The 1,225-nt window shown below is 53.8% G+C and carries 2 tRNA genes and 1 rRNA gene; all 3 read right to left on the bottom strand.

Annotated elements, in window-relative coordinates:
• A 23S ribosomal RNA gene (locus tag ACP7E6_RS29395) occupies positions 1 to 93 on the bottom strand; the annotation flags it as partial.
• Positions 94 to 745: 652 nt separating this feature from the next.
• Positions 746 to 821, bottom strand: a tRNA-Ala gene (locus ACP7E6_RS29390).
• A gap of 96 nt (positions 822 to 917) precedes the next feature.
• Positions 918 to 994 (bottom strand) — tRNA-Ile (locus ACP7E6_RS29385).
• Positions 995 to 1,225 lie beyond the last annotated feature (231 nt).

The following is a 1,225-nucleotide window of genomic DNA, read 5'->3' as shown; positions in this document are numbered from 1 at the left end:
TTCGCAGCTCCCCACGGCTTATCGCAGCGTATCACGTCCTTCATCGCCTGTGCATGCCAAGGCATCCACCAATTGCCCTTATTTCACTTGATCGTTCTCATTGCCAATGCTCATCCTTAGTTGGTCTTGGCAAACCTTACCTTCTCGCTTGCGCTCGAAGGGGTGCCAAGCCTGGCTATACGGACACTTTTCAGTGTGCCGCACCAGTTATCCAACGGATCAGGTTACCTTTTACAACCAAATCCAAATCCAGATGCCATCAACGTGTTCGATCCGTTCCCCATATGAAGGCACGCCGGTGCACTTCGGGGCCGGATCATTAAGACCAGCTTCTCGAGATCTGTCCGGGGATGCGCGGTCAGGCAACATCCATCGACATGTCGTCAGAGGAAGCCAAAAACACCAAAATCCCCGAGGCCCGAAAGCCTCGAAGTCTTGATGGTTCCAACAACCAACAACAAACATGCCTTGAGTAACAAGCTTCCTACCTACCTCCAGCCCCTCCACTGTCTCGGATCGGCTAGACCGTCGACAGCTTTAACAGGACTGGGCTCGGACATTTCCAACAGCCTTTCGACCATCTTCAACACCTGGAAGCTTCCAGACATATCTTCTCTTCACAATGTAATCAGAACAGGCATCAGGCTCAAACGAACCGATGCAAACTTTTATTTCTCTCTTAGGATATTCCGTCTTCCACCACCTGCGCGCCGGGTTGGCCGGCGGCGGTGCGCCACCAAGTAAATGGTGGAGCTTATCGGGATCGAACCGATGACCCCCTGCTTGCAAAGCAGGTGCTCTCCCAGCTGAGCTAAAGCCCCAATCTGTTTAAGCCTCTGCAGGCAACAAACCTATGGGATCAACGACCAGTCCTGAGCATCAGCAGCAAAAGCCGCGACAGCGCCAGGACAAAAACATGGTGGGCCCGGGTAGACTCGAACTACCGACCCCACGCTTATCAAGCGTGTGCTCTAACCAACTGAGCTACGGGCCCAATGAATTAGCGTCGATCTTTTAAGTCCGATCAGACCGCCAACAGGGGCAAAGCCCCACGCCGGTCGTCCGGCGCCCTGTCCGGAGGCGAGCGCATCTAAGCGCGGCACCGCCGTGAGGACATATCCTAATCGAGAAAGAGAAACGTAGACGGCGGTATTCGCCTTACTGCGGTGCTTCTGTATCCAGTGACACTGAAGTCAAAGGACATTCCACATCTCAACAGCGTATG

It is taken from the genome of Pararhizobium sp. DWP3-4, assembly GCF_049898205.1.
GTDB lineage: Bacteria > Pseudomonadota > Alphaproteobacteria > Rhizobiales > Rhizobiaceae > Pararhizobium.
Note: the sequence above shows the minus strand (reverse complement) of the source record. Positions and strands in the feature narration are given on the sequence as shown.